Annotated in this window: 1 protein-coding gene; it reads left to right on the forward strand. The window is 73.1% G+C overall.

The window, feature by feature from the left end; translation table 11 throughout:
• Positions 1 to 82: 82 nt before the first annotated feature.
• Positions 83 to 944 (forward strand): carboxylating nicotinate-nucleotide diphosphorylase (gene nadC / locus NBW84_RS04405; protein ID WP_445548633.1); only part of this gene is annotated, 862 nt, incomplete at its 3' end.

Genomic DNA, 944 nt, shown 5'->3' on the forward strand with positions numbered 1-944 from the left:
GTCGCCGTTGTCGTTGTCACCGCCGCCGCCGTTGTCACCGCCGTCATCGTCACCGTTGTCGCCGGAGACCCGCGGCGCTCTGGTGTCCGCCGGGCTTGATCCGGACGCGCTCGTCGCGCTCATCCGCGGTGCCGTCGCCGAGGACCTGCCCGCGCTCCCAGCGGAGCCGGTCGCGGCCCCCGAAACCGCGGCGGATGCCACTGTCCGTACAGTGAGTAGTCATGTTCCGGATACGGTCGACACGACGTCGGTCGCGACCGTGCCGCCCGGCCTGGCCGGGCAGGGAGCAGTCGTCGCGCGGGCCCGAGGAGTCGTCGCCGGCCTGCCGGTGGCCGCGGCCGTCTTCGAGGTGGTCCTCTCCGACTGGTACCCGGCGCGATACGAGCCCACAGGCGTCCGCTCGACGCGGGATCCGTCGGACGTCCACCGCGGGGGCGGCGCCGCTGACGAGCACTCGGATACGAAGAGTGGCTGGACGGGCGGGCTGGACATCGAGATCATCGCTTCAGACGGTGACCGGGTGAGCCCCGGGGACACCGTCCTGACCGTCACGGGCCCGGTCCGCGCCCTGCTCACCGCCGAGCGCACGGCGCTGAACCTGCTGTGCCACCTCTCCGGGGTGGCCACGGCGACCCGGCGGTGGGTCGACGCGGTGGACGGTACGGGGGTGGCGATCCGGGACACCCGTAAGACCCTGCCGGGGCTGCGTGCGCTGGAGAAGTACGCGGTGCGCTGCGGAGGCGGGCGCAACCACCGGATGTCGCTGGCGGACGCGGCGCTGGTGAAGGACAACCACGTGGTCGCCGCGGGCGGGGTGGCGGCGGCGTTCGCCGCGGTGCGGGCGAGGTTCCCCGGCCTGCCGGTCGAGGTCGAGTGCGACACGGTGACCCAGGTCGCCGAAGCAGTGACAGCCGGCGCGGACCTGATCCTCTGCGACAACATGA

Source organism: Protofrankia sp. CiP1_Cm_nod2 (assembly GCF_920664355.1).
Lineage (GTDB): Bacteria > Actinomycetota > Actinomycetes > Frankiales > Frankiaceae > Protofrankia.